This window comes from Streptomyces sp. 142MFCol3.1 (assembly GCF_000424945.1).
GTDB lineage: Bacteria > Actinomycetota > Actinomycetes > Streptomycetales > Streptomycetaceae > Streptomyces > Streptomyces siamensis.
In genome coordinates this window covers 217,815-237,096 of the sequence record NZ_AUKV01000006.1, presented here as the reverse complement: position 1 = coordinate 237,096, position 19,282 = coordinate 217,815, and the positions used below count along the sequence as shown (strand labels likewise).

Sequence of the window (19,282 nt, the reverse complement as noted above, 5' to 3'; positions counted from 1 at the left end):
GTGTACGGATTCTACTGGCGATTCCTGCAGGCCAGCGCCGCGGGGTTGTTCGTGGGAAGCTACGAGTCCGGCGCCGACGCGTCCGCGAGCTCGGCCAGGACGTCGCCGTGGCAGAGCTCGGGAGCGCACCAGCAGGCCAGCGTCTTCCCGCGCAGAGCGGGCACCAGCTCCAGCAGCTCGGGCCGCTCCAGCAGATACGCCCGGTACTGCACCATGACCTCGGCGCGGGTGCCGTCGCGCCGCTTGGTGGCGGTGTCGGGCGCGAAGGGGTTGTAAAGGGGGTGCTGCGGCAGGTCCCAATGGCCCATGGTCCAGCGGCGGCCCACGTAGACGAGATCGTCGGGGGCGGTTTCCAGCCGGGGACCGAACTCGCGGATGTGGCCCTTCAGGTTGATCACGGTCGTGGGCACGGGGCTCCCTTCAGCGGTGCGTCTCCTGTGTACCCCACGGTGCCGTCCGGGCGTCGGCGGCTATGCCGCCGGCCCCTCGTACGGCAGCAGTTCCGGCCGCTTCGCCGGGCGTCCGTCGCCGGAGGACCGGCCGGTCAGCCGGCGCCCGATCCACGGCAGCAGGTGCTGCTTGGCGAACTGCGCGTCGGCGGCGCGCCGGGCGAGCCAGCGCGGCGGGGCCGTGGCCGCCATCGGCGTCCGCCAGGCGGTGTCCTCCGGCTCGTGGCCAAGGGCCTGCCACACGGCTTCCGCGACCCTGCGGTGTCCCTCGGACGTCAGGTGGAGCCGGTCCACGTCCCACAGACGGGGGTCGGCGAGCGACGGGGCGCCGTAGAGGTCCACCACGAGCGCGCCGTGCCGTGCCGCGAGGTCGTCGACACAGGCGAAGAGTTCCTCCATGCGGGGCCGGAAGCGTTCGAGCACCGGACCGTTGCGGCCCGGGCTGCGCATCAGCACCAGCTGTTCGCAGGCGGGGGCGAGCCGCTCCACGGCCTCCTCCAGAAGACCGCGGACGCGCCCCATGTCGACTTTGGGCCGCAGCGTGTCGTTGAGTCCGCCGACCAGGGTGATGACGTCGGGCCGCATCGCGGCGGCCACGTCCACCTGCTCGTCGACGATCTGCTTGATGAGCTTGCCGCGCACCGCGAGGTTGGCGTACCGGAAACCGGGCGTCCGGGCCGCCATCCGGCTCGCGAGGAGATCGGCCCATCCGCGGTACGAACCGTCGGGCAGCAGGTCCGACATGCCCTCGGTGAAGGAGTCGCCGACCGCGACGAGGCTGGTGTAGGTGGCATTTGTTTGCATGGCGCCAAAGATGGTAACCCGATCACATACTCGTCGGTCGGTCGGGCCGTAGCCCCCGTCCCTCCTCGACCGACGCGTGCCGCGCCCGGACACCGGGAGCGGCCTTTCGGGGCGAACACCCGGGGACGCGCGCCCGTTCGGAGTCCAGAGCCGCCCCCAGCCACCCCTGGGAGCGTCCGAACGCCGGTGACCCGACGCCCGGGGAGGCCCCGGGGCGTCGGAGCGCACGGCAGGCCCACCCGCGCACGGCGCCGGGCCCGTGCCACCAGCGGGGTCCGTGCCACCGGCGGGGGCCGTGACGGCCCGCCGGGGGAGGTCCGCTAGGCCGGCTGACCGAACAGCTCCCGCAGTACGTCCTCCATCGTGACCAGCCCCGCGAGCCGCCCGTCGCTGCCCATGACGGCCGCGAGATGCGTGCGGCTGCGCCGCATGGCCGTGAGGACGTCGTCGAGCGGAGTGGTCTCGCGGACTCGCGCGATGGACCGCATGTCCTGGACACGGAACGGCAGGTCGCGCGGCGTCGCGTCGAGCGCGTCCTTGACGTGCAGGTACCCCACGATGCGACGTCCGTCGTCGACGACGGGGAAGCGGGAGAAACCCGACTCGGCGGACAGCCGCTCCAGCTGCTCCGGGGTGACGCCTACGCGCGCGTAGACGACGCGTTCCAGTGGGAGCACCACGTCGCACACCGGCCTGCGGCCGAGCTCCAGGGCGTCGTGCAGCCGTTCCTTGGCGCGGTCGTCGATGAGCCCCGCAGCGCCGGAGTCCTGCACCAGCCGGGCCAGCTCGTCGTCGGAGAAGGTCGCGGAGACCTCGTCCTTCGCCTCGACCCGCAACAGCTTGAGCAGGCCGTTCGCGAAGGCGTTGACAGTGAAGATCACCGGCCGGAGCGCCCGGGAGAGCGCGACCAGCGGCGGCCCGAGCAGCAGCGCGGTGCGTACCGGCTCCGCGAGCGCGATGTTCTTCGGCACCATCTCGCCGAGCAGCATGTGCAGATACGTCGCCAGGGTCAGCGCGATGACGAACGAGACGGCGTGGCCGGCGCTCGACGACACTCCCATCGCGTGGAACACGGGCTCCAGCAGATGGGCGATGGCGGGCTCGGCGACGATGCCGAGGACCAGCGTGCACAGGGTGATGCCGAGCTGCGCCGCGGCGAGCAGCGCCGACACGTGCTGCAGCCCCCACAGCACGCTGCGGGCCCGCCGGTCGCCCTGCTCGGCGTGCGGCTCGATCTGGCTGCGACGCACCGAGATCAGCGCGAACTCGGCACCCACGAAGAAGGCGTTCACGACGAGCGTCGCGAGGCCGATCAGCAGTTGTACGGCGGTCATCGCGCCCCCTCCTCCTCGTCGTCCGGCGCGTGCATCAGTACCCGCGCGGCGCGCCGCCCGGAGGCGTCCACCACGTCGAGCCGCCAGCCGGCGACCTCGACGGCGTCGCCGACGGCGGGAATGCGGCCCAGCTCGGCGGCGACGAAGCCGGCGAGCGTCTCGTACGGTCCCTCGGGCACCCGCAGCCCGACCCGCACGAGCTGGTCGATGCGGGCGGAGCCGTCGGCCGAGTACAGCTCGCGGCCGTCCTCGTCCTGGCCGACCGGGGCGAGGTCCGGTGTCTCGTGCGGGTCGTGCTCGTCCCGCACCTCGCCGACGACCTCCTCGACGATGTCCTCCAGGGTGGCGACCCCGGCCGTCCCGCCGTACTCGTCGATGACCACGGCCATGGTGCGCTTGCCGGCCAGCCGGTCGAGCAGCCGGTCGACGGTCAGCGATTCGGGGACGAGGAGGGGCTCGCGCACGATCTGGGAGACGGACGTCTGCGCGCGACGCTCGGCCGGCACGGTCAGTACGTCCTTGATGTGCGCGACGCCGACGACCGAGTCGAGGCTGCCGCGGTACACGGGGAAACGGGACAGGCCCGTGGCCCGGGTCACGTTCGCCACGTCCTCGGCGGTCGCCTGGACGTCCAGCGCGATGACCTGGACGCGCGGGGTCATCACGTTCTCCGCGGTCAGGTCGGCCAGGTTCAGCGTGCGCACGAAGAGCTCGGCGGTGTCCGCCTCCAGGGCGCCCTCCTTGGCGGAGTGCCGGGCGAGTGCCACCAGCTCCTGCGGACCGCGCGCGGAGGCCAGCTCCTCGGCGGGTTCGAGGCCGAAGCGGCGCACTGCACGGTTGGCCGAGTTGTTCAGGTGGGTGATGAACGGGCGGAACGCGGCGCTGAACCAGCGTTGCGGTGTCGCCACCCGCTTGGCCACGGCGAGGGGCGAGGAGATCGCCCAGTTCTTGGGCACGAGCTCGCCGACGACCATCAGGAAGATCGTCGACAGTGCCGTACCGATGACCAGGGCCACCGACTGTGAGGCGGAGGGGGAGATGCCGACGGCCTCCAGCGGACCCGCGATCAGTTCGGCGATCGAGGACTCCGAGAGCATGCCGACCACCAGGTTGGTGACGGTGATGCCGAGCTGGGCGCCGGAGAGCTGGAAGGTGAGGTTCCGTACGGCCTTGAGGGCGCCGGACGCGCCGCGTTCACCGCGCTCCACGGCGCGCTCCAGCTCGCTGCGCTCCACGGTGGTCAGCGAGAACTCCGCCGCGACGAAGGCGCCACAGGCGAGGGACAGCAGCACCGCCACCAGGAGGAGGAGCACTTCGGTCATCGGGTCACCTCCGTCCCATGGTCGGCCAGGGACGGGAGGACCGCGCGATGTCGGCGGTCGCCGTGCGGGTCACGGCATCGGCTACTGGGAGGCTCGCCCATGGGCGGACGCTCACACCTTTCATGTGTCATCGGGTGATCGAGTGATCTTCCAATGGTAAAGGACGGGCAAAGCGTTCCGGTCGGGGTGTCCCCGGGCGGCGGCGCCCCGGCCGCACCTCTCAGCCGGAGAGCGGCTTCACCCAGCGCCGCCACTGTTCTTCGGACCTGTACCCTGCCGCGCGCCAGACATGGTGCGCGGTCTCGTTCCGCTGAAGCACCATGGCGTCCCCGCGCCGTCCTCCGAGCCGTACGAAGCGCTCCTCCGCGGCCGCGAGGAGCGCGGAGCCGATGCCCAGCCGGCGCCGTTCCGGGTGCACCGCCAGCCGGTACAGATGGCACCGCCACCCGTCGTAGCCCGCGATCACCGTGCCGACGAGTTCGCCGTCGCGCTCGGCGAGGATCAGAGCCTCCGGGTCGCGGGCCACCAGCCGTTCGACGCCGTCCCGGTCGTCGCTGATGCTCGTCCCCTCCGCGGCCACCTTCCAGAAGCCCAGCACGGCGTCGGCGTCGGCGGGCGCGGCGGCCCGTATCCGCAGCTCAGTCATGTGGCGATCCCATCACCCCGCCCGGACGGTGGCACGGAATTCCATCATCCGGACACCGTCGTCGACACCGCCGTCGCCGAGGACGCGCGGGGCGTGAGGGGCGGGCTCTCATTCGCCGCGCAACGCCTCGGCGACGGGAGCGAACGCCTCCATGTGGGGCTCCAGCACCGTCAGGTACGAGATGCCGTACCGCGCACGCTGCGCCCGCAACCGCTCGGTGATCTCCTCCAGCGTGCCCACCAGGACGATGGGCAGCTCCAGGACCTGCTGCTCCGTCAGGTGGGGGGTACGGGGCAGCCACGGCCGGATCGCCTCGGATCGGTCCTCGGCGACGGTGACGATCTGGATCAGCAGGTTGAGCTCGGCGGGCTCCTTCCGGCCGGTCGCCGCCTCCCGGTACACGGCGACGCGCTGGTCGAGCTCCGCGGCGGTGACCGGTTCCAGCCTGCCGCCCGGCAGGGTGCGCGCCCCGGTGAACGCCGCGATGTCGGCGTGCTCGGCGGTGAGCCGCAGCATCCGGTCGCCGTTGGCCCCGATCAGCAGCGGGACCCGGGGCGACTGGACGGGGCGCGGCTGGTGGTCCTCCGAGCTCAGAAGCCGGTCCAACTCCTCGATGGTGTGCTGGAGATGGTCGACGCGCTCACGTGGTGTACCCCAGGGAAGTCCGGCCGTCTCGTGCTCCGCCTCCACATAACCGGTACCCAGGCCCAGTTCGAGACGCCCGCCCGTCAGCGCGTCGGTGGTGGCCACCTCGCGGGCCAGCAGCTCGGGGTTCCAGAAGCCCGTGTTGAGCACGAACGTGCCCAGGCGCGGCCGCTCGGTCGCCTGAGCGGCCGCCACCAGGGACGGGAACGGCGCGGGCAGTCCCAGGTGGTCGGCCACCGTGATCACGTCGTATCCCAGGTCCTCCGCCCGGCGGCACTTCGCGTGCCACTCGTCGGCAGGGGCGGGTGCGAGCAGGCTGACGCCGAAACGGAAGGGACGCAACAGGCGGGACATCAACTCTCCTCGGTCACGGTCGGCGTGCGCCCGGGCGGCGGACAGGAGGCGGGTACGTCACTCGTGCGCGATCGCGGCCAGCACGTTCATCCGGGAGGCGCGCAGGGCCGGCAGGAGGGCGGCGACGATGCCCACCACCGCCGAACCGACCACGACGGCGACGATCGTCGCCCACGGGATGGCGAGCGCCTTCATGCCCTGCAGGGCGAGGACCTGCTGGATGCAGACGCCCCAGACGACACCGAGCGCCAGACCGAGAACCGCTCCGAACACGGCGATCACCACCGACTCGAGCCGGATCATCCGGCGCAGCTGACGGCGGGCGAGCCCGATGGCGCGCAGCAGACCGATCTCACGGGTGCGCTCCACGACCGACAGCGCCAGGGTGTTGACCACCCCGAGAACCGCGATGACGATCGCGAGCCCGAGCAGCGCGTACACGAGGTAGAGCAGTACCGCGATCTGATCGTGGATCAGCTTCTTGTAGTCGGCCTGGTCGCGGACCTGCACCTGCGGATACGCGTCGAGTGCCTTCTCCAGACTCGTGCGCAGCTGGTCGGGCGTGGTGCCCGACGCCGCGTTGACGTACAGCGCGGAGTCCTGCCCGCCCGGCACGTACTTCTCGATGGTGCCGAAGCCGAAGAACAGGCCGCCCTGCATGCCGAAGCCCTCGCCGGAGTCCTGGTCGGTGAGGGCCCCCACCGTCAGGCGGGTGTTGCGGCCGGCGGGGAACTCGACGGGGACCGTGCTGCCCACCCTGACGTCGTGCTCCTTCGCGAACTTCCGGTCCATGGCGATACGGCCGTCGCCGAGCGCCGCCGCCGTGCCGCCCTGCGCGTACGTGACGTGGGCGACCTCGTCGAGCTGCGGATCGTAGGCCGCCGCGGTCGTCTCGACGCGCTTCCCGTCCGGCAGCCGCACCGCGACCGGCGTGAACCGCTGACGGACCACCAGCCCGGCGCCGTCCGTGCCGCGGACCTTGTCCGTGAGCTCCTGCGAGAAGGGCTGGAAGTTGCTGTTCTGTATCACGAAGTCCGCGCCGAGCGTCCTGTCGATCTGCTGGTCGAACGATTTGGTCATCGACGCGCTCGCCACGGACATCCCGCCGACCAGGGCGAGGCCCACCATCAAGGCCGCCGCGGTGGCGCCCGTGCGACGGGGATTGCGCAGCGCGTTGCGCTGGCTCATCCGGCCGACCGAGCCGAACAGGGCCGGGAAGGCCCCGCCCAGGACCCGGATCACCGGCCGCACCAGGAGTGGCCCCGCGATCACTGTCGCGATGAGCGTCAGGACGACGCCCAGGCCCAGCAGAGAGGCGGCCGTCGAGGTCTTCGACGAGGCGGCGCACCCCGCGAGCGCGGCCACACCTGCCGCGCCGACCACCGAACCCACCACGGCGCGCATCCGCAGGGGCCGCCCCACGCCGGCGATCTCGGCGTCCGCGAGGGCCGCCATGGGGGAGACGCCGGCCGCGCGCCGCGCGGGCAGATAGGCCGCCACGAAGGTGACGCCGACGCCGACCGCGTACGCCGAGACGGGGGTGGGCCAGCCGATCACCATCTCGGTCGACTTGAGGTTCATGCCGAACGCGGACATCAGCTTGATCAGCCCGAGCGCGAGACCGATTCCGGCGGCCAGCCCGAGCGTGGAGCCGACCAGCCCCAGCAGCAGCGCCTCGGTGAGCACGGACCGGCGCACCTGACGCCGGTCCGCGCCCAGCGCGCGCAACAGCCCCAGCTCGCGGGTGCGCTGGGCGATCAGCATCGAGAAGGTGTTGACGATCAGGAAGATGCCCACCAGGACCGCGATGCCCGCGAAGCCGAGCATCACGTACTTGATGACGTCCAGGAAGCCGCCCAGTTGCTCGGCGGAGGACTTGGCCTGCTCCTCGGCCGTCTTCAGCTCGTAGGTTCGGGTGCCCAGTTCGGCGGCGACGCGCTGCTTGAGGACGGCGTCGCTCACCCCCGGTGCCGCGTCCAGGGAGACGCTCGTCGCCGCGTCGGGACTGCCCAGCAGCCTGGTCTGCGCGGTCGGTGTGTCGAGGAACAGCAGCGCGGCACCGGGGTTGGTGGTGGTGAAGGTGGCGATGCCCACGATCCGCACCTTGAACGAGCCGGGCTGCGCCTGCACCGTCAGGGTGTCACCGATACCGACGTGCTTCTTCTCGGCGGTGTCCGCGTCCAGAAGCGCCTCGCCGTCACCCCTCGGCTCGTGGCCGGAGGTCAGCTTCACCGGACTGCGTTCGGTGACCTCCCAGTTGGTCACGATGGTGGGGGCGCCGGTGGTGGGGCCGACCGACTTGTTGTCGGCGTCGACGACCGTGGCGTTCTCGACGGCCGCGTCCACATGGGTCGCGGCGACGCCGTCGACCTTCGCCAGCCGGTCCGCGAGCGAGGCGGGCACCGTCTGGGTGGCGCCGGTCGGGATCTGCGAGTCCAGATCGTTCTTCGGCGCCACCGTCACATCGGCCGCGGTGGAGGCGAAGAGCCGGTCGAACGTACGGGTGACGGTGTCGGAGAAGATGAGGCTGCCCGCGACGAACGCGACGGACAGCACGACGGCCAGCGCCGAAAGGAGCAGCCGCCCCTTGTGCGCGAGAAAGCTTCGCAGTGTCGCCTTGAGCACGACCGCCTCAGTCCTTGTCCAGGGTCACGTCGCTGGATTCGATGGAGTCGCCGGGCTCGCCCGGTCGGCCGACACTGCCGGTGGCGGGCACCCTGTCGGGGCCGGGTCCCTCGCCCGTGCCGTCGAAGGTCACCCGGAGCGTGTCGAAGCGTTTCATCCGCTCCAGGACGGCGTCCGCCGTGGGGCGCTCCATCTCGTCCACGATCCGTCCGTCGGCGAGGAAGAGCACCAGGTCGGAGTGGGCGGCGGCACCGGGATCGTGCGTGACCATCACGACCGTCTGGCCGAGGTCGTCGACCGCCTCGCGCAGGAATCCGAGGACCTCCAGGCCCGCACGGGAGTCCAGATTGCCGGTCGGCTCGTCCGCGAAGATCAGCTCGGGGCGCGAGGCGAGCGCTCGGGCGCAGGCGACGCGCTGCTGCTGGCCGCCGGACAGCTGGGCGGGCCGGTGCTTCAGCCGTGCGCGCAGCCCCAGCGTGTCGATGACCTGGTCGAGCCACTTCTGGTCGGGCTTCTGGCCCGCGATGTCCATCGGCAGCGTGATGTTCTCGGCCGCGTTCAGCGTGGGGATCAGGTTGAACGACTGGAACATGAAGCCGATGCGGTCCCGTCGCAGCCGGGTCAGCTCGCGCTCCTTCAGGCCGGTGATCTCGGTGCCACCCAGCCACACCTGACCGGCCGAGACCGTGTCGAGCCCCGCCAGACAGTGCATGAGGGTGGATTTCCCGGACCCCGACGGGCCCATCACCGTGGTGAAGCGGCCGCGCGCGATGTCCACGTCGACCGAGTCGAGGGCGAGCACCGTCGTCTCGCCCGAGCCGTAGGCCTTGGTCAGGCCCCGGGCGCGGGCGGCGATCCCGTCCCCCTCCGCGCGCCCGAGAGCATGCTCCGCAGCAGGTGTGGACAAGGCCGCCTCCTCAGCGATCGACGTCCCGACTCCTTATGTCCCGGCAGAGCCTAATGTGATCGGGGGCACACTTGGTATCCCCCCGAGGTGCCGGTCGGCCTCCACCGCAGGTCGTGCCCACGATGCCGGTGTAAGGGCCATGCTCCACCCGGGGCACTCCACCCCCGGATGCGCCGGCCCCTCTTGCCGGTGCTAGCGATCCGGCGCTAGCTTCGAAGCATGGCCAAGACTCAGCTGAACGTACGGGTGGACGAGGGCACGGCCCGCGCCGCCCGTGAGCGAGCGCTGGAGCGCGGGATGAGCGTGAACCGCTACATCGAAGAGCTGGTCCGGCAGGACACCGGGGAGGTCGGCCACACGTTCGTGGAAGCCGCCGCCGATTTCATGAAGCAATACGAATCCGTCTTCGCCGAGGAGTTCGGCGCGGACCGAGAAGGCACACGCGAAGGTCGTCGTTGATCAGTTGAGCAGTCTCAGAGTCGATCTTGCCTGGCTCCTCATGATCGCCGAACAGAAGACACCCGGGGACCCCCAGGTCACGGACTGGGGAGCGCTCGTCGCCGCCGTCAGCCGGCACGAGGCGGAGATATTCGGCATCCCCGTCTACGACAGTCCGCACGCCCGTGCCGCCGCGCTGCTCCAGCTGCTGCTGCACGTTCCCGCACTGGAACGCTCCAACGCGATGTTCGCATCGGCCGTCGCGTACGCCTATCTCGTCGCGAGCGGGCTGAAGGTCGTCACCTCGCCCGAGCAGGTGCGCGAACTGGCGCGTCTGGTGAAGAGCGGCGAGGCGACGGTGCACGACATCGCCCACGAGCTGCGCCGCTGGAGCCTGTGAGCACGGGGTACGGGACGGCGGGTCGGGCAGCTACTGTCGCGTCGGCCGGTCCTGCCGCACAGGCCGCTCCTGCCGCGTCGGCCGGTCCCGGCGCACAGGCCGCTCCTGCCGCGCCGGCCGTTGCGGTCACACCGCCGGCCCCGGCTTCTCCGGCTCGGTGAGGCGGGGGCGCCACGCCGTGCCCAGCACGCAGTACGAGGTGGGCAGCCGAGGCCCCTTCTCGGGCATCAGCAGCCGCCGGTACGGGCCGAGTTCGAACCCGGCGTCCCGCAGCGCGGCGACCGGGTCGCGGGCCAGATGGCAGCCGCCGGTGAGGCGGGGCCAGACCGTGCGGTCCAGGCCGCGCTGGGTGAAGGTCATCGCGGGTCCGCCGCCCCTGCCGTGCTCGAAGAACCGCAGGGTGCCGCCCGGCCGCAGCACGCGCCGCAGCTCGGCGAGGGCGCGCCGCACGTCGCGGACGCTGCAGAGCACCAGCGACACCACGGCGGCGTCGAAGGCCTCGCTCTTGACCGGCAGGGCCTCAGCCGTACCGGGCGCGACGTCGACGGGCACCTCGCAGCGCAGCGCCGCCTCGACCGCCAACTGCCTCAGCAGCCGCTCGGGTTCGATGGCGACGACCTCCGAGACGGTGTGCGGGTAGTGCGCGAAGTTCAGGCCGTTGCCCGCGCCGATCTCGATGACCCGCCCGGACAGTCCGGCGAGCAGCCGGTCGCGGATCCCGCCCATGCCCATCCGCGTCTCGGCCGTCACACTGACGCGGGCGTAGTAGCGGGCGAAGAGGGGATGGTGCACCGCGTCTCGTGCCACCTTGCGGGAGCCGACCGGGCTGAGCGGCGTGAACGGCATGAAAGACCTCCCGGGACGACGCGCCCTACCGGGATTGTCCCCCCGGGAGCTCCGCCGCACGCGCGACTCGGCCCACGAGGAGCCGCGGAGCACCGGAAAAGCCCTACGGAGATCTCCGATCGGCACGCCCGGAGCACCGGCCGGCACATCCGGGTGCACCGGTGGCCCACGCCCATGGTGGCGGCTCAGCCCGTCCGGGTGCACTGGCACGACATGCCCAGGACGCCGGTGCCGCACGCCCAAGACTCCGGCTCCGCACGCCCGGACGTACCGGCACGCGCCGCACGTCCGGGCGCATCGCCGCCCAGGACGTGCCGCGCCTCGAAGTCGCCTCAGGCGGGATGCGCCGCGGTGAAGGCGTGCGCGTCCCAGGTCCCGCCGAGCGGCGCGGCGAGCCAGCTCGCCGCCCGGGCGCGGAAGTCGAGCGGGTCCCGCGCGCCGGCGCCGGCCGGGATCGCGCCGAGGAGCGGCCCGCCCGACACCTCCGGCAGGTCCGCCAGATTGCACCGCATGGCCAGGTCGGGGGAGTCGGGCCAGCTGCCGATGACCACTCCCTTGAAGTCCAGCCCCTGGCGCCGGAGTTCACGGGCCGTCAGCTCCGTGTTGTTGAGCGTGCCGAGGCCTGCCGCGGCGACCACGAGCACGGGAGCGTCGAGCAGCCGTGCCACGTCGGCCAGCGTCGCGCCCTCGTCGTCGAGCCGTACGAGCAGTCCGCCCGCGCCCTCGACGAGCACGAGGTCGTGGTCGGCGGCCAGCTTGCCCGCCGCGTCCGCGACCTCCTGCGGCCGCACCGGGGCGAGCCCGGCCCGCCGCGCGGCCGTGGCGGGCGCCAACGGCTCCGGAAAGCGGCCGAGTTCGCGCGTGGTCAGGGCGCCCGCGAGCCGGGCCGCCTCGTCCGCGTCACCGCACTCGTACGGACCCACACCCGTCTGCGCGGGTTTCAGTACGGCGACGGAACGACCGGCGGCGAGGGCCACGGCCGCCACGGCGGCGGTCGTGACCGTCTTGCCGACCTCCGTGCCCGTCCCGGTGATCACCAGTACCGGCATGTCATCCCTCCCGTGCCGCGGCGCAGACCGCGCGAGCGATCCGTGCCACGTCCTCGTCACCGGTCACGAACGGCGGCATCGTGTAGACGAGGTCGCGGAACGGTCGCAGCCACACGCCCTCGCGGACCGCGGCAGCCGTCGCCGCCTTCATGTCCACCTCGTGGTCGAGCTGCACGACACCGATCGCGCCGAGGACCCGTACGTCCCGTACCCCCGGTGCCGCGGCGGCTTTCGCGAGCCCGTCCCGAAGGCCCGTCTCGATCCGCTTGACCTCGGTCCGCCAGTCCTGGCCGAGCAGCAGGTCGATCGAGGCGCAGGCGACCGAGGCGGCCAGCGGGTTGGCCATGAAGGTGGGCCCATGCGCGAGCACCGGGATCTCTCCGCGCGAGATGCCGTCGGCGACCCGCGGGGTGCACAGCGTCGCCGCCATCGTCATGTAGCCGCCGGTCAGAGCCTTGCCGACGCACATCACGTCCGGGGTGACACCGGCGTGGTCCGCGGCGAACAGCGCGCCCGTCCGGCCGAAACCGGTGGCGATCTCGTCGAGGACGAGCAGGACGTCGTGGGTGTCGCACGCCTCGCGCAGCACCCGCAGGTACTCGGGGGAGTGGAAGCGCATCCCGCCCGCGCCCTGTACCACCGGCTCCACGATCACCGCGGCGAGCTCGTCGGCGTGCCGCCCGATCAGCTCACGCAGCCGGTCGGCGTACGCCTCGTCGAACTCGGCGGGCGGCGGCTCGGCGAACACCTGGCGCTGGAGGACGCCCTGCCACAGCTCGTGCATCCCGCCTTCGGGGTCGCACACGGACATCGGCTGCCAGGTGTCCCCGTGGTATCCGCCGCGCCAGGTCAGCAGCCGCTGCTTGCCGGGGCGGCCGAGCGAGCGCCAGTGCTGGAGGCACATCTTGACGGCGACTTCGACCGAGACCGAGCCGGAGTCGCAGAGGAAGACGTGCTCCAGCCCCTCGGGTGACATGTCGACAAGGCGCTTCGCCAGCTGTACGGCGGGTTCGTGGGTGAGTCCGCCGAACATCACGTGACTCATGCGGTCCAGCTGACCACGTGCGGCCTCGTTGAGGACCGGGTGGTTGTAGCCGTGGATGGCCGACCACCAGGAGGACATGCCGTCGATCAGCTCGCCCGAACCGTCCGCCATACGCAGCCGGACACCGCTCGCCGACTCCACGACGAGCGGTTCCTGACGTCCCGGCATCGGCCCGTAGGGATGCCACACATGGCGCCGGTCGAGGTCGAGCAGTTCCCTGACGGACAGCTCAGGCATTGGGCGCGAGATCCGTTCCGGCCCCGCGACGGCGTACGGCGACGAGGTCGGTGCGCGCCTCGGAGGGCTGCTCCGTGACGGTGGCGGCGGCCGCCGGGGCGGAGCCGCACACGCCGCCGCCCTGGTGCGAGCCGCACCCGGCGTCCGTGTGAGAGCCGCACCCGGCGCCTTCCTGCGTACCGCATCCGGCGTCCGCGTGCGAGCCGCAGCCGCCGCCGGCGGCTGCCCGGTGCTCGGGCAGCGTGACCTCGCCCGCGCCCTCCACCTCGAAGCCCGCGTCGGCGATCATCTCCAGGTCCGCCTTGCCGGCCTGGCCCTCACTGGTGAGGTAGTCGCCGAGGAAGATCGAGTTGGCCAGGTGCAGGGCGAGCGGCTGCATGCTGCGCAGATGGACCTCGCGGCCGCCCGCGATGCGGACCTCGACGTCCGGGCAGACGAACCGGACCATCGCGAGGATCCGCAGACAGCGCTGCGGCGTGAGGTTCCACTCCTTGGCGAGCGGGGTGCCCTCGAAGGGGATCAGGAAGTTCACCGGAACGGAGTCCGGGTCGAGCTCGCGCAGCGCGTACACCACGTCGACGAGGTCCTCGTCGGACTCGCCCATGCCGGCGATCAGGCCCGAGCAGGCGGACAGTCCCGCCGCGTGCGCCTTCTGCACCGTGTCGACCCGGTCGGCGTACGTGTGGGTGGTCGTGATGTCCCCGTACGTCCCCTCGGACGTGTTCAGGTTGTGGTTGTACGCGTCCGCGCCCGCGTCGCGCAGCCGCTCGGCCTGGCCGTCGGAGAGCAGGCCGAGGCAGGCGCACACCTCGACGTCCTCGTTCTGGTCCTTGATCGCCTTGATGGTGTCGGAGACCCGGTCCACGTCACGGTCCGTCGGACCGCGCCCACTGGCCACCAGGCAGACCCGCTTGGCGCCGCCGGCGAGACCCGCCGCCGCGGCCTGAGAGGCCTCGTCGGGCTTGAGCCAGGTGTACTTGAGGATGTCGGCCTTGGAGCCGAGCCGCTGCGAGCAGTACGAGCAGTCCTCCGGGCACAGGCCCGATTTGAGGTTGACGAGGTAGTTGAGTTTCACCCGTCGGCCGAACCACTGCCGGCGCACCTTGCCGGCCGCGGCCACCACGTCCAGCACGTCGTCGTCGGAGGTGGCCAGTACGGCCAGCGCCTCGTCGCGGGTCGGCAACTCGCGCCGAAGCCCCTTGTCCACCAGCGTGTTCAGCAGGTCCATGAGGCCCGATCCTTGCTTATGCGACCACTCCCGGCCAAGGAGAGTTTGCACAACAGAGACGGTTCGACGTGTGGGTATTGCCACACCCTGGCCCGCTGGCCCGGCCGCTAGGGTCTGTGCACTGCCTACAAAACACCCGCCCCCTACGGTCCGGAGGACACATGGCGTTCGGCTGGATCGACGAGCAGGCCCGGGCGCGTCGCGCCGCCGGACTCGTCCGCACGCTGCGTCCGCGCCCCGCCGACTCGCCGCTCCTCGACCTCGCGAGCAACGACTACCTCGGACTGGCACGGCACCCGGAGGTCACCGGGGCGGCGGCGGACGCCGCGCACCGGTGGGGCGGCGGCGCGACCGGCTCCCGTCTCGTGACGGGCACGACCGAACTGCACGGCGAGCTGGAACGCGAACTGGCCGACTTCTGCGGCTTCGAGTCCGCCCTCGTCTTCTCCTCCGGCTACGCGGCCAACCTCGCCGCCGTCACCGCCCTCGCACCGCACGGCTCACTCGTCGTCTCCGACGCGGGCAACCACGCCTCGCTGATCGACGGCTGCCGGCTCGCCCGGGGCACCACACAGGTGGTCGGGCACGCCGATCCCGACGCGGTGCGCAAGGCGCTCGGCACGCACCAGGGGCCCGCCGTCGTCGTCTCGGACACGGTCTTCTCGGTCGACGGGGACGCCGCTCCGCTGGCCGAACTCGCGGACGCCTGCCGGGAGTACGGAGCCGGACTGATCGTCGACGACGCGCACGGACTCGGTGTCCTGGGCGACGGCGGCAGGGGGGCACCGCACGCGGCGGGGCTCGCGGGAGCCGCGGACCTCGTCGTGACGGTCACGCTCTCGAAGTCGTTCGGGAGCCAGGGCGGTGCGGTCCTCGGCCCGGCAGCCGTCATCGACCACATGGTCAACGCGGCACGTACGTTCATCTTCGACACGGGCCTCGCACCCGCCGCGGCCGGAGCCGCTCTGGGGGCTCTGCGGCTGCTGCGCCGGGAGCCGGAACGCGCGCTCCGGGCGCGCGCGGTGGCGACGGTCCTGTACACCCGCCTGACGGCCGAGGGCCTCGAAGCCGTACGGCCGGACGCCGCCGTCGTCTCCGTGCGCGCGCCGTCCCCCGAACGAGCGGTGCGCTGGGCGGCCGACTGTCGTGAGGCGGGACTCGCCGTCGGTTGCTTCCGTCCCCCGTCCGTGCCCGACGGCATCTCACGGTTGAGGCTGACCGCTCGCGCGGACCTCACCGAGGAGCAGATCGAGCACGCCGTGAGCGTGATCAGCCGGACGCGGTGATCGCGGTGTGCGGGTACGGGGTCACTTCAGTCCGCTGATGAAGCCCTGCCAGGTGGCGGGGGCGAACAGCAGGGCGGGTCCCGTCGTGTTCTTGGAGTCGCGCACGGCCACGAGTCCGGACCAGGGGCCCGGGCCGGGCCGTGCCGTCTCGACGCAGTTGTTCATTCCCGTGCTGCGGCTGCTGCGCAGCCACCGTGCGTCGTGGAGAGAGGTACTGGAAGGTACGTTCCGAGGCAGTGCAGACATGGTGCCTCCTTACGCGCCGTCAGCTATCCCGGCGATGTAGTCCAACGATTCCTCGGGCGAAAGGGCGTGGAACTGAAGAGCGTCGAAGGCCTCGCTGTAGGCCTGAAGGTCTTCTTTCCGCTCGAGGTAGAGGCTACTCGTCAAGTGGTCGAGAACAACCACATCGAGATCAGTTGTGTTCGGAAATGAGAAGATAACGAAAGGGCCGGTGACGCCGATGTGCGCTCCGGCGGTGAACGGCAGTACCTGAAGCCGTACTTGGGGCAGCGCCGCTGCGTCGCACAACCGCCGCAACTGGTGCGCCATCACCTCGGGTCCGCCGACCTCGCGCCGTAACACCGCCTCGTCCAGGACGGCGTTCAGCTCGAGCGGCGGACACGAGCGCAGCACGTCCTGCCGGGCGAGGCGCACCTCGACGAGCGCGTCGAGCTTGCAGTCCTCAAGCCCGTCGACGGCGGCCCGCGTCACGGCGCGCGCGTACTCGGGCGTCTGGAGCAGTCCGGGCACGACGGACGTCTCCAGCGTCCGCATCCCGCGCGCCTGCGACTCCAGACTGATGAAGTCCCGGTACGCCGGCGGCAGCACCCCGCGGTAGGCGTGCCACCAGCGATGCCTGCCGTCGTCCTCGGCACCCGCCAACACGGTGAGCAGGTCGCGCAGTTCGGGGTCATCGACCGCGTAGACGTCCAGCAGCCGCATCACGTCCGTGGGCTTCACCCCGCTGGTTCCGGTCTCGATCCGGCTCACCTTCGACTGGTGCCAGCCCAGGAGCCGGGCGGCCTCACCGCTCGTGAGACCCGCGTCGGCGCGGAGCGCGCGCAGTTCGGCACCTAGCTTGCGGCGGCGCACCGCGGGACCGTGCTGCATGGCCGTACTCCTTACTCCTTCCGAGCCGCCCAAATAGACTCTGCCGTCGCAGAGTTCACCGCTTCGAGCGACAGATATATGCATATCTTGGTGGATCGCACCCGTGACCGCCCCGGTAATGGCAGTCTGGCGCGAAGCACCAGTCCGGGACCGTACTCGAACCATCCGCTCCGTGTCGGACTCCGGTCCCGTGGGAAAGGGACGACGTCGCCATGGCAGATCACCAGGAAGCATCCGTCACCCTGCCGAGCGATCCGGCCTCGGTCTCCGCGGCCCGCAGGTTCGTCGCCGACGTACTCGTCGAATGGGGTCTGCCGTGCGACTCCGAAGTCGGCGACACCGTACGGCTCATCGTCTCCGAACTCGCCACCAACGCAGTCCAGCACACCTTCGGGCAGTCGCCCACCTTCACCGTCGACGTCCGGCTGGAACGGGACGAACAGCTCCGCCTCGGAGTCACCGACAGTCACCCGCGTTTCCCCAAGAGGCTTCCGGCGGCCGTCCAGCAGGACAACGGACGCGGCATGGTGATCATCCGTTGGCTGACCGCCGAGTGCGGCGGCAGGCTCACCGTCCGGCCCACCCGCGAGGGCGGCAAGACCGTCTCGATCGAACTGCCCTGGACGGCACGGGTCCAGCCGGTGGTGGCCGGGGGCCCGCAAGAGCCCTGAGCGACGGCTCAGTGGTCCGGGCGGTGGCGGCCGGCCCGTTCGAAGGTGCCGCGCAGCAGCGCACGGAACGCGTCGGCGGCGGGTGACGTCTCGTCGGTCCGGTGGACGACCGAAATCGTACGGCGCAGATCTCCCGGCTCCAGCAGGCGCGTCCCCACCGGAGTCGCCGCCGTCCTCGCGACCATCTCCGGCACGACCGCGACCCCGAGCCCCGCGCTCACCAGGGCGCACACGAGCGCGTACACCGGAGTCTCGACCAGCACCGCGGCGGTGGCCCCGGCGCGGGCGAGTGCCGCCTCCACACCCCGCCGGGGCGGGTGATCCGGGGCCATGCTGATCAGCGGCTGACCCGCGAGCTCGGCCAGGGCGAGCCGGGCCGAGCCTCCCGCGAGGACGTGCCCGGGGGCGGTCACCAGCACCAGTTCCTCGACCAGCACCGGCTCCAGGCTCACGGACGCCGGGACGGCGACGGGGGCCGCAGGCTCGTAGGTGTGCGTCAGGGCCAGGTCGACCTCACCCGCCGCGACGGCCGCGACACCGGCGGGCGGCTCGTAGTCGGCGACAGCGAGCTCCACGTCCGGGTAGGTCCGGCGGAAGGCGCTCAGCACGGGCGGCAGCAGATGGATGCCCGCCGTCTGGAAGGTGCCGAGCCGCAGTGTGCCGCCGGACAGGCCGGCCAGGTGCGCCAGCTCGTGCCGGGCCCGCTCCATCTCGTCGAGCACCCGGCGCGCCCGCGCCACCAGCAGCTCGCCGGCGCCCGTCAGCCGTGTCCCGCGATGGGACCGGACGAGGAGTGTCGCGCCCGCCTCGCGCTCCAGCTTCGCCAGCTGCTGGGAGAGCGCGGGCGGGGTGTAACCGAGCCGTTCGGCGGCTCGGGTGATCGACCCCGCCTCGGCGACCGCGACCAGCGCCGCGAGCCGCGTCGGGTCGTACATCGGACCACCCCGGATCTCGCCGCGACCGCGCCGGTCTGAACGAATGCTTAAGACCGACCCAGGATATTCGACATACCTGCTGAAGACCCGGCCGAGGCAACGTGGGATGCATGGACGCTCGGCTCATCGCCTTCACAGCAGTCGCCGCGGGCATGGTCGCCGTGCCGGGTGCGGACTTCACCGTCGTGGTGCGCAACGGCCTGGTCTCGCGCCGGGCCGGCCTCGCCAGCGCGCTGGGCATCGTCGGTGGACTGCTCCTGCACACGGCGCTCGCCGTCGCCGGGCTCGCCGCGGTGCTCACCGCCGTGCCGGCGCTCTTCCGGGCACTGCAACTGCTCGGCGGTCTCTACGTGCTCTGCCTCGGGGCGCGGACGCTGCGGTCGCTGGGACGGGCGCGCGAGGAGGCCACGGAGGCGGCCGGGGGCGGCGTGCGTCCGTTGCGGCAGGGCTTCGTCACCAACGCGCTCAACCCGAAGGCCCCGATCACGTTCCTCAGCCTGCTGCCGCAGTTCGTGCCGGCGGGCAGTCCCGCGATGCCGCGGACCCTGCTGCTGGCACTGATCGTGGTGGTCCTGGGCCTGGTGTGGTTCGCGGCGGTGGCGCTCCTCGTGGACCGACTCGGGCGGTGGCTGCGCGCACCGCGCGCCGCACGGGCCGTGGAGGCCGTCACCGGCTCGGCCCTGACGGTGCTCGGTCTGGTCCTCGTCCTGGAGCCCCTGAGGACCTGGAGCCTCTGAGGACCTGGAGCCCCGGAGGAGCTGAGCGCACGCCTCACGCGCCGGGGCGGCGACGCCGATCGCGCCGGCGGGACGCCGAGCGCGCCCTCGCCCGTCGTGCGGCCCGCCGGCGTTCTGTCGGAACGGCGACCGGCGAGGGGCCGCGAGGGCCCGTCAGGAGCGGCCACCAGTGGCGGGGCCGTCCGGGGCGCGGCGAGCGGTGCCGCGACTG

General features: G+C 71.9%; 20 protein-coding genes. 5 read left to right on the top strand and 15 right to left on the bottom strand.

Going from position 1 to position 19,282, the window contains the following annotated elements:
• Positions 1 to 59: 59 nt before the first annotated feature.
• From H305_RS0110960 to H305_RS45440, 8 genes are all read right to left on the bottom strand, one after another.
• Positions 60 to 410 carry a DUF4326 domain-containing protein gene (locus tag H305_RS0110960; protein ID WP_028800416.1) on the bottom strand — a complete coding sequence of 117 codons (351 nt, stop codon included), beginning with the start codon at positions 408 to 410 and terminating at the stop codon, positions 60 to 62.
• A 60-nt stretch (positions 411 to 470) separates the two neighbouring features.
• Positions 471 to 1,253, bottom strand: coding sequence for an SGNH/GDSL hydrolase family protein (locus H305_RS0110955; RefSeq protein ID WP_028800415.1), 783 nt, complete (start codon positions 1,251 to 1,253; stop codon positions 471 to 473).
• A 320-nt stretch (positions 1,254 to 1,573) separates the two neighbouring features.
• Positions 1,574 to 2,587: a hemolysin family protein gene (locus H305_RS0110950; protein WP_028800414.1), complete on the bottom strand. Its 1,014-nt coding sequence runs from the start codon at positions 2,585 to 2,587 to the stop codon at positions 1,574 to 1,576.
• Positions 2,584 to 3,909, bottom strand: a complete 1,326-nt coding sequence (locus tag H305_RS0110945) for a hemolysin family protein (protein ID WP_028800413.1) — start codon at positions 3,907 to 3,909, stop codon at positions 2,584 to 2,586. The genes H305_RS0110950 and H305_RS0110945 overlap by 4 nt, the downstream gene beginning before the upstream one ends.
• A gap of 220 nt (positions 3,910 to 4,129) precedes the next feature.
• On the bottom strand, positions 4,130 to 4,555 hold the full coding sequence (locus H305_RS0110940; protein ID WP_028800412.1) for a GNAT family N-acetyltransferase: 426 nt from the start codon (positions 4,553 to 4,555) through the stop codon (positions 4,130 to 4,132).
• Between the two features lie 108 nt (positions 4,556 to 4,663).
• Positions 4,664 to 5,545: an LLM class F420-dependent oxidoreductase gene (locus H305_RS0110935; protein WP_028800411.1), complete on the bottom strand. Its 882-nt coding sequence runs from the start codon at positions 5,543 to 5,545 to the stop codon at positions 4,664 to 4,666.
• 66 nt (positions 5,546 to 5,611) lie between these two features.
• Complete coding sequence (locus tag H305_RS0110930; RefSeq protein WP_028800410.1) at positions 5,612 to 8,179, bottom strand: ABC transporter permease; 2,568 nt, start codon at positions 8,177 to 8,179, stop codon at positions 5,612 to 5,614.
• A gap of 7 nt (positions 8,180 to 8,186) precedes the next feature.
• On the bottom strand, positions 8,187 to 9,086 hold the full coding sequence (locus tag H305_RS45440; RefSeq protein WP_078628980.1) for an ABC transporter ATP-binding protein: 900 nt from the start codon (positions 9,084 to 9,086) through the stop codon (positions 8,187 to 8,189).
• A 219-nt stretch (positions 9,087 to 9,305) separates the two neighbouring features.
• Between H305_RS45440 and H305_RS0110920 the strand changes: the two genes are divergently transcribed.
• Both H305_RS0110920 and H305_RS0110915 read left to right on the top strand, forming a co-directional pair.
• On the top strand, positions 9,306 to 9,545 hold the full coding sequence (locus tag H305_RS0110920) for a toxin-antitoxin system antitoxin component (RefSeq protein WP_028800409.1): 240 nt from the start codon (positions 9,306 to 9,308) through the stop codon (positions 9,543 to 9,545).
• A gap of 4 nt (positions 9,546 to 9,549) precedes the next feature.
• On the top strand, positions 9,550 to 9,924 hold the full coding sequence (locus tag H305_RS0110915; protein WP_028800408.1) for a hypothetical protein: 375 nt from the start codon (positions 9,550 to 9,552) through the stop codon (positions 9,922 to 9,924).
• Positions 9,925 to 10,050: 126 nt separating this feature from the next.
• Here H305_RS0110915 and H305_RS45435 read toward each other — a convergent pair whose 3' ends face one another.
• From H305_RS45435 to bioB, 4 genes are all read right to left on the bottom strand, one after another.
• On the bottom strand, positions 10,051 to 10,770 hold the full coding sequence (locus H305_RS45435) for a class I SAM-dependent methyltransferase (RefSeq protein WP_037763386.1): 720 nt from the start codon (positions 10,768 to 10,770) through the stop codon (positions 10,051 to 10,053).
• A gap of 332 nt (positions 10,771 to 11,102) precedes the next feature.
• Positions 11,103 to 11,819, bottom strand: coding sequence for a dethiobiotin synthase (gene bioD / locus H305_RS0110905; RefSeq protein ID WP_028800407.1), 717 nt, complete (start codon positions 11,817 to 11,819; stop codon positions 11,103 to 11,105).
• Between the two features lies 1 nt (position 11,820).
• On the bottom strand, positions 11,821 to 13,101 hold the full coding sequence (locus H305_RS0110900; protein ID WP_028800406.1) for an adenosylmethionine--8-amino-7-oxononanoate transaminase: 1,281 nt from the start codon (positions 13,099 to 13,101) through the stop codon (positions 11,821 to 11,823).
• Positions 13,094 to 14,329 (bottom strand): biotin synthase BioB, encoded by a 1,236-nt coding sequence (gene bioB / locus H305_RS0110895; RefSeq protein ID WP_028800405.1) that lies wholly within the window; start codon positions 14,327 to 14,329, stop codon positions 13,094 to 13,096. The genes H305_RS0110900 and bioB overlap by 8 nt, the downstream gene beginning before the upstream one ends.
• Positions 14,330 to 14,490: 161 nt before the next feature.
• Here bioB and H305_RS0110890 point away from each other — a divergent pair, with 161 nt between their 5' ends.
• On the top strand, positions 14,491 to 15,615 hold the full coding sequence (locus H305_RS0110890; protein WP_028800404.1) for an 8-amino-7-oxononanoate synthase: 1,125 nt from the start codon (positions 14,491 to 14,493) through the stop codon (positions 15,613 to 15,615).
• 21 nt (positions 15,616 to 15,636) lie between these two features.
• Here H305_RS0110890 and H305_RS0110885 read toward each other — a convergent pair whose 3' ends face one another.
• Both H305_RS0110885 and H305_RS0110880 read right to left on the bottom strand, forming a co-directional pair.
• A complete protein-coding gene (locus H305_RS0110885) occupies positions 15,637 to 15,861 on the bottom strand; it encodes a DUF397 domain-containing protein (protein WP_028800403.1) in 225 nt (74 codons plus the stop codon).
• A gap of 9 nt (positions 15,862 to 15,870) precedes the next feature.
• Positions 15,871 to 16,728: a helix-turn-helix domain-containing protein gene (locus tag H305_RS0110880; RefSeq protein ID WP_028800402.1), complete on the bottom strand. Its 858-nt coding sequence runs from the start codon at positions 16,726 to 16,728 to the stop codon at positions 15,871 to 15,873.
• Between the two features lie 212 nt (positions 16,729 to 16,940).
• On the opposite strand from H305_RS0110880, the gene H305_RS0110875 reads away from it, so the two are divergent.
• Positions 16,941 to 17,399 carry an ATP-binding protein gene (locus H305_RS0110875; protein ID WP_028800401.1) on the top strand — a complete coding sequence of 153 codons (459 nt, stop codon included), beginning with the start codon at positions 16,941 to 16,943 and terminating at the stop codon, positions 17,397 to 17,399.
• A gap of 8 nt (positions 17,400 to 17,407) precedes the next feature.
• Here H305_RS0110875 and H305_RS0110870 read toward each other — a convergent pair whose 3' ends face one another.
• Positions 17,408 to 18,334, bottom strand: coding sequence for a LysR family transcriptional regulator (locus H305_RS0110870; RefSeq protein ID WP_028800400.1), 927 nt, complete (start codon positions 18,332 to 18,334; stop codon positions 17,408 to 17,410).
• 110 nt (positions 18,335 to 18,444) lie between these two features.
• On the opposite strand from H305_RS0110870, the gene H305_RS0110865 reads away from it, so the two are divergent.
• On the top strand, positions 18,445 to 19,071 hold the full coding sequence (locus H305_RS0110865) for a LysE family translocator (RefSeq protein ID WP_028800399.1): 627 nt from the start codon (positions 18,445 to 18,447) through the stop codon (positions 19,069 to 19,071).
• Positions 19,072 to 19,282: the final 211 nt, after the last annotated feature.

Excerpts from the sequence above, each read along its gene's own strand:
- H305_RS0110955 (WP_028800415.1), bottom strand. The coding sequence starts at position 1,253 with ATGCAAACAAATGCCACCTACACCAGCCTCGTCGCGGTCGGCGACTCC.
- H305_RS0110950 (WP_028800414.1), bottom strand. The coding sequence starts at position 2,587 with ATGACCGCCGTACAACTGCTGATCGGCCTCGCGACGCTCGTCGTGAAC.
- H305_RS0110945 (WP_028800413.1), bottom strand. The coding sequence starts at position 3,909 with ATGACCGAAGTGCTCCTCCTCCTGGTGGCGGTGCTGCTGTCCCTCGCC.
- H305_RS0110940 (WP_028800412.1), bottom strand. The coding sequence starts at position 4,555 with ATGACTGAGCTGCGGATACGGGCCGCCGCGCCCGCCGACGCCGACGCC.
- H305_RS0110920 (WP_028800409.1), top strand. The coding sequence starts at position 9,306 with ATGGCCAAGACTCAGCTGAACGTACGGGTGGACGAGGGCACGGCCCGC.
- H305_RS45435 (WP_037763386.1), bottom strand. The coding sequence starts at position 10,770 with ATGCCGTTCACGCCGCTCAGCCCGGTCGGCTCCCGCAAGGTGGCACGA.
- bioD (WP_028800407.1), bottom strand. The coding sequence starts at position 11,819 with ATGCCGGTACTGGTGATCACCGGGACGGGCACGGAGGTCGGCAAGACG.
- H305_RS0110900 (WP_028800406.1), bottom strand. The coding sequence starts at position 13,101 with ATGCCTGAGCTGTCCGTCAGGGAACTGCTCGACCTCGACCGGCGCCAT.
- bioB (WP_028800405.1), bottom strand. The coding sequence starts at position 14,329 with ATGGACCTGCTGAACACGCTGGTGGACAAGGGGCTTCGGCGCGAGTTG.
- H305_RS0110890 (WP_028800404.1), top strand. The coding sequence starts at position 14,491 with ATGGCGTTCGGCTGGATCGACGAGCAGGCCCGGGCGCGTCGCGCCGCC.
- H305_RS0110885 (WP_028800403.1), bottom strand. The coding sequence starts at position 15,861 with ATGTCTGCACTGCCTCGGAACGTACCTTCCAGTACCTCTCTCCACGAC.
- H305_RS0110880 (WP_028800402.1), bottom strand. The coding sequence starts at position 16,728 with ATGCAGCACGGTCCCGCGGTGCGCCGCCGCAAGCTAGGTGCCGAACTG.
- H305_RS0110875 (WP_028800401.1), top strand. The coding sequence starts at position 16,941 with ATGGCAGATCACCAGGAAGCATCCGTCACCCTGCCGAGCGATCCGGCC.
- H305_RS0110870 (WP_028800400.1), bottom strand. The coding sequence starts at position 18,334 with ATGTACGACCCGACGCGGCTCGCGGCGCTGGTCGCGGTCGCCGAGGCG.
- H305_RS0110865 (WP_028800399.1), top strand. The coding sequence starts at position 18,445 with ATGGACGCTCGGCTCATCGCCTTCACAGCAGTCGCCGCGGGCATGGTC.